11 protein-coding genes and 1 pseudogene are annotated in these 8,386 nt (G+C 70.2%); 3 read left to right on the forward strand and 9 right to left on the reverse strand.

From position 1 onward, the window contains the following. The 5 genes from ACE3T5_RS19990 to ACE3T5_RS20010 form a co-directional block, all read right to left on the reverse strand. Window positions 1-464, reverse strand: a 464-nt coding sequence (locus ACE3T5_RS19990; RefSeq protein ID WP_374669866.1) for a class I tRNA ligase family protein, incomplete at its 3' end; no start/stop codon positions are given. Window positions 465-522: 58 nt separating this feature from the next. Beyond that, complete coding sequence (locus ACE3T5_RS19995; RefSeq protein WP_374669867.1) at window positions 523-939, reverse strand: ExbD/TolR family protein; 417 nt, start codon at window positions 937-939, stop codon at window positions 523-525. Continuing rightward, window positions 936-1,604: a MotA/TolQ/ExbB proton channel family protein gene (locus ACE3T5_RS20000; RefSeq protein WP_374669868.1), complete on the reverse strand. Its 669-nt coding sequence runs from the start codon at window positions 1,602-1,604 to the stop codon at window positions 936-938. Before ACE3T5_RS20000 ends, ACE3T5_RS19995 begins: the two co-directional genes overlap by 4 nt. Continuing rightward, the gene (gene dapB / locus ACE3T5_RS20005; RefSeq protein ID WP_374669869.1) at window positions 1,601-2,428 is read right to left on the reverse strand and encodes a 4-hydroxy-tetrahydrodipicolinate reductase; all 828 of its coding nucleotides are present in this window, start codon (window positions 2,426-2,428) and stop codon (window positions 1,601-1,603) included. The genes ACE3T5_RS20000 and dapB overlap by 4 nt, the downstream gene beginning before the upstream one ends. Before the next feature lie 7 nt (window positions 2,429-2,435). Continuing rightward, window positions 2,436-2,984 (reverse strand): outer membrane protein assembly factor BamE, encoded by a 549-nt coding sequence (locus tag ACE3T5_RS20010; protein ID WP_374669870.1) that lies wholly within the window; start codon window positions 2,982-2,984, stop codon window positions 2,436-2,438. Between the two features lie 72 nt (window positions 2,985-3,056). Here ACE3T5_RS20010 and fur point away from each other — a divergent pair, with 72 nt between their 5' ends. Next, the gene (gene fur, locus ACE3T5_RS20015; protein WP_374669871.1) at window positions 3,057-3,491 is read left to right on the forward strand and encodes a ferric iron uptake transcriptional regulator; all 435 of its coding nucleotides are present in this window, start codon (window positions 3,057-3,059) and stop codon (window positions 3,489-3,491) included. Window positions 3,492-3,522: 31 nt separating this feature from the next. Here fur and hprK read toward each other — a convergent pair whose 3' ends face one another. From hprK to ACE3T5_RS20035, 4 genes are all read right to left on the reverse strand, one after another. Continuing rightward, a complete protein-coding gene (gene hprK / locus ACE3T5_RS20020; protein ID WP_374669872.1) occupies window positions 3,523-4,470 on the reverse strand; it encodes an HPr(Ser) kinase/phosphatase in 948 nt (315 codons plus the stop codon). A 25-nt stretch (window positions 4,471-4,495) separates the two neighbouring features. Next, a complete protein-coding gene (locus tag ACE3T5_RS20025; protein WP_374669873.1) occupies window positions 4,496-4,963 on the reverse strand; it encodes a PTS sugar transporter subunit IIA in 468 nt (155 codons plus the stop codon). 127 nt (window positions 4,964-5,090) lie between these two features. Beyond that, window positions 5,091-5,420 (reverse strand): ribosome hibernation-promoting factor, HPF/YfiA family, encoded by a 330-nt coding sequence (gene hpf / locus ACE3T5_RS20030; RefSeq protein WP_374669874.1) that lies wholly within the window; start codon window positions 5,418-5,420, stop codon window positions 5,091-5,093. A gap of 176 nt (window positions 5,421-5,596) precedes the next feature. Next, window positions 5,597-6,817 carry an MFS transporter gene (locus ACE3T5_RS20035; RefSeq protein ID WP_374669876.1) on the reverse strand — a complete coding sequence of 407 codons (1,221 nt, stop codon included), beginning with the start codon at window positions 6,815-6,817 and terminating at the stop codon, window positions 5,597-5,599. 83 nt (window positions 6,818-6,900) lie between these two features. Between ACE3T5_RS20035 and ACE3T5_RS20040 the strand changes: the two genes are divergently transcribed. Together ACE3T5_RS20040 and ACE3T5_RS20045 are read left to right on the forward strand one after the other, a co-directional pair. Beyond that, entirely contained in the window at window positions 6,901-8,106 is a 1,206-nt protein-coding gene (locus tag ACE3T5_RS20040) for a patatin-like phospholipase family protein (protein WP_374669875.1), read from the forward strand. 144 nt (window positions 8,107-8,250) lie between these two features. Continuing rightward, a pseudogene (locus tag ACE3T5_RS20045) lies at window positions 8,251-8,386 on the forward strand (magnesium transporter CorA); the annotation flags it as partial.

The raw sequence follows: 8,386 nt of genomic DNA on the forward strand, positions 1-8,386 counted from the left end.
ACCTGGGTCTTGCGGTAGGCGATGCCCTTCTCCAGCATCTTCAGGAACAGCCACTGGTTCCACTTGTAGTAGCTGGGGTCGCAGGTGGCGACCTCGCGCGACCAGTCGATGGCCAGGCCCATGGCCTGCATCTGGCGCTTCATGTAGGCGATGTTGTCGTACGTCCACTTCGCCGGCGGCACCTTGTTCTTCAGCGCCGCGTTCTCCGCCGGCAGGCCGAAGGCGTCCCAGCCCATGGGCATGAGCACGTTCCAGCCGTTCATGCGCAGGTAGCGCGTCAACATGTCGTTGATCGTGTAGTTGCGCACGTGGCCCATGTGCAGCTTGCCCGAGGGGTAAGGCAGCATGGAGCAGGCATAGAACTTCTTCTTGCCCGCGTCCTCGGCCACGCGATAGGCGTCGCGCGCGGTCCATTCGGCCTGCGCCGCGCGCTCCACGGCGAGGTGGTCGTACTTGTCTTGCATTGGTGAATTCTAGAGGCGAGGCGCCAGGGCGCCGTTTGCAGGCCCTGGGGGCGCGCCGCTACTTCGCCGGGTCGGCCACGAAGCCGATGCGCTGCAGGCCGGCCTGGTGCGCCAGGCCCATCACCTCCACCACCCGGCCATAGGGGACGGCGCGGTCCGCGCGCAGCTGGATCTCGGTGTCGCGGCTGGCGCGGGCGGCGGTGGCCAGCCGTTCGGCAAGCTGCGCATTGCTGACCGGCTGATCGTCGAGGTGGGCGCGGCCTTCGCGGTCGAGCACCAGGGTGAGGAAGTTCGGCGCGCCCGCCGCCTGCGTGCCCTCGGCGGAGGGCAGGTCGAGCCGGATGGCGCTGGCCAGCAGCGGCGCGGTGAGGATGAAGATGACCACCAGCACCAGCATCACGTCCACCAGCGGCGTGACGTTGATCTCGCTCATCGGCGGATCGCCCTTGGTGCGCTCCAGCCGGCCGAAGCTCATGGCGCGCGCCCTTCGGTATCTGACGACACCGGCTGCGCCAGCAGCTCGCGCAGGTCCCGTGCGAAGCCCTCCAGGTCGGCCTCGATGCGGGCGATGAAGCGGCCGAACACGTTGTAGCCCAGCACGGCCGGAATCGCCACGGCCAGGCCGGCGGCGGTCATCAGCAGGGCCTCGCCCACCGGACCCGATACCTTGTCGATGGTCACCTGGCCCGCGCCCACCAGCCCGATGAGCGCGTGGTAGATGCCCCAGACGGTGCCGAGCAGGCCGACGAAGGGCGCGGTGGCGCCCACGGTGGCCAGCAGCACCTGGCCGGCCTGCAGGCGGTGCAGCACGCCATGCAGCGCATCCCGCAGCACGCGGGTGAGCTGCTGGGCGCGGTCGCCGCGAGCGGCCAGCGGGCCCGGCGCCGGCGCGCGCGCGGCATCCACCAGGGGCAGCAGCAGGGCATCGCGGTCGAAGGCGGCGAGGCGGGCGCGGGCGTCGTCGAGGTCGGCGGACTGCCAGAAGGCCGCGGTGGCCCGGCCGACATCGGCCACGGCACGGCGCAGCAGCCAGGCCTTCCAGCAGATGGCAACCCAGCTCGCCACCGACATGCCCAGCAGCAGGAGCGCCACCGCCTGGGTGACGGCGTCGCCCTGGCGGAACAGGCTCCACAGCGTCATGCGCCGCGCAGCCCCAGCACGTCGAACATGTCGTACAGGCCGTTGGCCTGGCCGGCCAGGAAGCGCACGGCGCGCAGGCTCCCCTGCGCGTAGGTGGCGCGGCTGGCCGACTTGTGGCTGATCTCGATGCGCTCGCCGGTGCCGGCGAATAGCACGGTGTGGTCGCCCACGATGTCGCCCCCGCGGATGGTGGCAAAGCCGATGGTGGACGGATCGCGCTCCCCGGTGTGGCCGTGGCGCTCGTACACGGCGCAGTCCTTCAGGTCGCGGCCGAGGGCGCCGGCGATGACCTCGCCCATCTTGAGCGCGGTGCCCGAGGGCGCATCCACCTTGTGGCGATGGTGCGCCTCGACGATCTCGATGTCGTAGCCGGTGGCCAGCGCCCGAGCCGCCATCTCCAGCAGCTTGAGCGTGACGTTCACGCCGACACTCATGTTGGGCGCCATGACGATGGCGATGTCGCGCGCGGCGTCGGTGATCTGCGCCTTCTGCGCCTCGGTGAAGCCGGTGGTGCCGATGACCATCTTCACGCCCAGCTCGCGGCAGGCCTTCAGGTGGGCCAGCGTGCCTTCGGGGCGGGTGAAATCGATCAGGACCTCGGCGTCCTGCAGGCCGGCGCGCAGGTCTGCCGTGACGGGCACGCCGCTCGCGTGGCCCAGGAAGGCGGCGGCGTCGTTGCCGATGGCGGGACTGGCGGGCACATCCAGTGCGCCGGCGAGCCGGCAGTCACCCGCCTCGCGCAGGGCCTCGATCAGCATGTGGCCCATGCGGCCGCTGGCGCCGGCGACGGCGACGCGGTGCGGGCGGTCGGAGCGGTCAGCCATGGCGGGCTCAGCGCGCCGGCGGCTCGAGGGGCGGGTAGCTGGCGCGCGCGGCGGGCGCCGGGGCGGCCGCGGCAGGCTCCGCCGGCTTGCGCGCATGGGCCTTGAGCTGCTCCTCGGTGGCCTCCATGGGCGGCGCCTTGCCGGCCGACTTGCGGCGGTTGTCCAGCGTGGCGACGAACTCGCTCTCGGTGGGCAGGGTGTCGCCCTCGGCGCGCTGGAAGGCATCGCCCTGGAAATGCACGGACAGCCGGCGCTGCTGCGGGCCGACGCCATCACGCCGCATGGTGAACACGTAGTCCCAGCGGTCGGCGTGGAACAGGCTCGTGACCAGCGGCGTGCCCAGGATCTCGCGCACCTGCTGGCGGCTCATGCCGGGCTTGAGGGCCTCGACCTGCTCGCGCGAGATGAAGTTGCCCTGCACCACCTCGACCCGGTAGGGCGTGACGACGCCGGCGACACGGTGCGACATGGCGTCGAACGATCCGCAGCCGGCCAGCAGCACCGCACCGAGGGCGGCGAGGCCTGGGCACAGGCGGCGTAGGGCGATGGCGGGCATGGTCGGATGGGGACGGCTATGATCGGGTCATTGTAGCGGCAGGCCCCGCGCGGGCGGCTGCTTGGGCGCTCCATGACCACCATCGACGAACTCAAGAACACCGGGCTCAAGGCCACCCTGCCGCGGCTGAAGATCCTCGAGGTGTTCCAGCGCGGCACGCAGCGGCACATGACCGCCGAGGACGTGTTCCGCGTGCTGCTGGACGAGCGCTCCGACATCGGGCTGGCCACCGTCTACCGCGTGCTCACCCAGTTCGAGCAGGCGGGCATCCTCTCGCGCAGCCACTTCGAGAGCGGCAAGGCGGTCTACGAGCTGAACGAGGGCACGCACCACGATCACCTGGTGTGCCTGGACTGCGGCCGCGTGGAGGAGTTCTACGACGCCGAGATCGAGAAGCGCCAGGCCGCCGTGGCCAAGGTGAAGGGCTTCACCATCGCCGACCACGCACTGTCGCTGTACGCCCACTGCACCAAGAGCCCCTGCCCGCATCGCCCCGCGGGCAAGTGAGCGGGCGGCCGGGCGCCGCGCTCAGCTGCGATCAGTTGCGCTCCATCGCCTTGCGGTGGCGCTCCACGAATTCCTGGTAGGTGTCGATGCCGCGCAGCTGCAGGATGGTGTTGCGCACGGCGGCCTCCACCAGCACGGCGATGTTGCGGCCGGCCACCACCGGAATGACCGACTTGCGCACCGGCACACCCAGGATGTCCTGCGTGAGCGGCTCGTAGGGCAGGCGTTCGTACTCGCGCTCCATCGTCTCGCGCCGCACCAGGTGCACGATCAGGCGCAGCCGCATCTTGCGGCGCACCGCCGTCTCGCCGAAGATGGCGCGGATGTCCAGCAGGCCGATGCCGCGCACCTCCAGCAGGTTCTGCAGCAGCTCGGGGCAGCGGCCCTCGATGGTGGTCTGGTTCACCCGGTACAGGTCCACCGCATCGTCGGCCACCAGGCCGTTGCCGCGGGTGATGAGTTCCAGGCCCAGCTCGCTCTTGCCCAGGCCGGACTCGCCGGTGATCAGCACGCCCAGGCCCAGGATGTCCATGAACACCCCGTGCATCGAGGTGCGCTCGGCGAAGTGCTTGGACAGGTAGGCCCGCATCACGTCGATGACGAAGGCCGAGGGCTCGCCGGTGGCGAACATCGGGATCTGTGCCCGCTCGCACATCGACAGCAGCCCCTCGGGCGCCTGCTGGCCGTCGGTCAGCACCAGCACCGGCGGCTCGAGCGTGACGATGCGCGAGATGCGGCGCGCGCAGTCTTCGGCGGTGGCGTTGGTGAGATAGGCGACCTCGCGCACGCCGAGGATCTGCACCCGGTAGGGGTGGATGTAGTTCAGGTAGCCCACCAGGTCGGCGCCGGAGCGGGCGGCCCGGATGGCGACCTCGTCGAAGCGGCGCTCGGAGGCACCCAGGCCGGCCACCCATTCCCACTTGAGCTGTGCGCGGTGGTCCTCGAACAGGACGTCGGCGCTGACGACGGTGGGTTTCAAGCGCGCGGGCCCGCTGGCGGCGCCGCTACTGCGGCTGGGCGGAGCGCCAGCCCGCCACCAGCTGATGGAGGTCAGCGGCCGTCGGGCTGGTCTTGATGCGCTCGCGCAGGGCGGCGTCAGACAGCAGCTCGGCGATCTCGGACAGGATTTCCAGATGCTTCTGCGTGGCGGCCTCGGGCACCAGCAGGAAGATCAGCAGCGTGACCGGCTGTTCGTCCGGCGCGTCGAAACCGATCGGCTGGGCCAGCTGGAACAGCGCCGCCATCGGCGCCTTCAGGCCCTTGATGCGGCCGTGCGGGATGGCCACGCCATGGCCGAGACCGGTGGAGCCCAGGCGTTCGCGGGCAAAGAGGCTGTCGGTGATGAGCGCGCGCGAGAGACCGTGCAGGTTCTCGAACAGCAACCCCGCCTCCTCGAACGCGCGCTTCTTGCTGGTCGCGTCGACACCCACGAGGACCTGGGCGGGCGGCAGGATGGACGCGAGGCGGTTCATGGCGGATGAAGGAGGGCATTATGCACGGGCATGGGTGCGGTGCAACATCGCAGTCGTCACCTGTGCGCAAGGCCCCACACAAAAGGACAAGGCCCCGTCAGGGGCCTTGTTTTCGTCCTGCTTCGTCCTACATCACGCGCTTGGGCGCCGCGTGATGGTGATCCTGCAGGCGGGTCTTGTGCTTGCCCACCTGGCGATCGAGCTTGTCGACCAGCTCGTCGAGGGCGGCGTAGAGATCCTCATGTGAACTTTCCGCGAACATGTCGTTGCCCTTCACGTGGATGCGGCACTCGGCTCGCTGCCTTCGTTCCTTTTCCTTCAGATTCTCGACGGTCAGCAGGACCTTGATGTCAACGACCTGGTCAAAGTGGCGGGTGATCCGATCAAGCTTGGTGGTCACGTAGTTACGCAAGGCGGGGGTGACTTCGAGGTGGTGACCGCTGATCGTCAAGTTCATGGAGCCTCCTATGCACTCTGGTTGACGGGGGCGCCGGGTGGCGCCCGGAGAGGGGATCTGTGCTGTCGTCCAACCCACTATGCCCGCCGCCGACGGGAAAGGCAATTGATTTCCATCAGTGCATCGCAGCAATTCAGGGCCCGCGTGCAAGGTGCCCGGCAAGTGCTTGTCACCGCTCAGTTTTTGCCGCCCGTGTCGTGCAGCCGCAGGCGCGGCGCGAGCCACCACGCGGCCGCGCTGGCGACCGCCCCGAACAGGGCCGCCAGCCAGTAGCCGGCGAGCTGGCCGTTGGCGTCGCGATGGATCAGCTGGCCGCCGATGAGCGAGGCCAGGCCGATCGCCGCCGACTGCACCGAACCCTGCAGCGACATGAAGGCGCCGCGCTGGCCGGGCTGGGCCGCGGCCGCGACCAGCGCCATGCCCGGAATCATGCGCCCGCTGGAGAGGACGAACATCAGCGACGTCACCACCAGGATGCCTGCGAGCGGCAGCCCGGCCGACAGCGTGACGCCCAGCGTCGGCAGGGTCGCCAGCAGCACCAGCCAGCGGAAGCTGCGCAGCTTGCCGCTGCGGTCGGTCATGCGCCCGATCAGCCGCGCGGACACCAGGGTCGCGATGCCGCCGCACAGGTAGATCATCGGGATCTGCTCCGCCCGCAGGCCGGCATTGCCCTGCATGTAGAGCGTGATGTAGGGGATGACAGCGAAGCTGCCGCACATCATGAGCGCGGAGAGCGCGAAGGCGCGCTGGTGGTTCGCGTCGGCGACCAGCGTGCGCAGCATGCGCGCCAGCGGCACCACCGGCGTGTCCAGGTGCGCGCGCAGCGCCGGCAGCGTGGCCGCCGCCAGCGCGCCCAGCAGCAGGCTCAGGCCGGCGATGGCGAAGAAGGGCGCATGCCACGAGAACTGGGCCGCCAGCCACAGCCCCAGCGGCACGCCCGCCACCGTGGCGACCGAGAACGAGGTCATCACCACCGCCATGGCACGGCCGCGGCGCTCGAAGGGCACGACCTCGGCCACGATGGTCTGGATCAGCGCCGAGAGCACGCCGCCGAAGGCGCCGGCGGCGATGCGCGCGGCCATCAGGGCCAGGTAGCCCGGCGCCAGACCGCAGGCGAGCGTGGCCAGACCGAACAGCCCGTACATCAGCAGCAGCAGGTTGCGCCGGCCGAAACGGTCGACGTAGGCCGAGGCCAGCAGGCCGGAGGCGCCCGCCGCCAGCGTGTAGGCACTCACCAGCACGCCGAACTGCGCATCCGTGATGCCGAACAGGGCGCGGAACTGCGGCCCCAGCGGCATCATGATCATGAAGTCCAGGATGTGGGTGAACTGGATGCCGGCCAGGGCCAGCAGCAGCCAGCGCTCACGGCTTGGGGGGAGCGGTTCGGTCAAGGGCAGGTCGTTGTGGGCAAGCAACCCGGCGCGGCGGCAGGCGTGCCCGGGGTGGCGGATCAGCCTACCATGACAGCCCTTAGTCACGCATGAGCCTGGGCACCATCATCCATGCGGGCCTGACCCGCCCGAGTCGCACCGTGCAGGCGCTGGTGCTGATGGGGGGTGGCGCGCGCACCGCCTACCAGGTGGGCGTGCTGCGCGCGCTCGCCGCGATGCTGCGGCTGCAGCCGGCGCACGCCGACCGCTTCCCGTTCCAGGTGCTGGTGGGCACCTCCGCCGGCGCGCTGAACGTGACCTACCTGGCCAGCCGCGCTGGCGAGGGCCTGGGCGCCTTCGATGAGCTGGGCCGCTTCTGGAACGAGCTGCACAGCGCCGACGTGTACCGCATGGAGGCGCCCGCCTGGGTGCGCTTCAGCCGCCTGCTGGCGGCGATGCGGCTGTGGGGCCAGGCGCGGCAGCACGGCGCCATCCTGGACAACATGCCACTGGTGGACACGCTGCACCACGCCATCTCGCTGCAGGCGCTCGAGGACGCGCTGCAGGCCAAGGCGCTCGATGCGGTGGCGGTGACGGCCTCGAGCTACACCACCGGCGTGCACTGGACCTTCTGCCACACCGGCAACGACCGCCGCCACGAGCCGTGGAACCGCCCCGGCCGGCGCGCGGAGTTCCAGCCGCTGACCATCGAGCACCTGATGGCCTCCAGCGCCATCCCGTTCCTGTTCCCGGCCACGCCGCTGTGGGTGGACGGCCGGCGCGAGTACTTCGGCGACGGCTCCATGCGCCAGGTGTCGCCGCTGTCGCCGGCCGTGCACCTGGGCGCGCACAAGATCCTGGTGATCGGCGTCGGCCAGCCGCAGCGATCCGGCCTGGTGGGCGGTGCCGGCGCGGCCGGCGAGCCGACCATGGGCTTCATCGCCGGCCATGCCATGGCCAGCGTGTTCCATGACACGCTGCAGGCCGACGTGGAACAGACGCAGCGCATCGCGCGCACCCTGCAGCAACTGCCGCGCGAGGTGGCCGCGGTGCTGCCCTATCGTGCGATCGAGGTGCTGGCCATCCAGCCCACGCAGTCGCTGGACGCCGTCGCGCAGCAGCATGCGGGCCTGCTGCCCGATTCGCTGCGGCGCGCGCTGGGCGGGCTGGGCGCCCTCAAGAGCGGCGGCGGCGCCCTGGCCAGCTACCTGCTGTTCGAGCCCGATTTCGTGCAGGCGCTGGTCGCCCTGGGTGAGCAGGACGCCTACGCCCGCAAGGATGAGCTGCTGGGCTTCTTCGGCATCGGCGCGGCATAATCGCGCCTTCCTCAGCAGCGGAGAACACTCCCTTGGACCCCGACCCGTGTCGGCGGCTTTCCGGTTAATTGGGGTCAGATTCCAATTGATTCGCGAAAGCGCCCGCTTCCCCACCCCGCGAATCAGTTGGACCCCGGTTAAGCCATGCTGAACATCTTCACGCTTGCCAACGGCCGTCTCTTCCAGGAGGAGATCGAGTCGCTGGAGGAGCTTTCCCGCTTCCAGCCGATCTGGGTGGACCTGGAGTCCCCCACGCCGGAGGAGAAGCGCTGGATCAAGC

It is taken from the genome of Ramlibacter sp. (assembly GCF_041916345.1).
Classification (GTDB): Bacteria; Pseudomonadota; Gammaproteobacteria; order Burkholderiales; family Burkholderiaceae_C; genus Ramlibacter.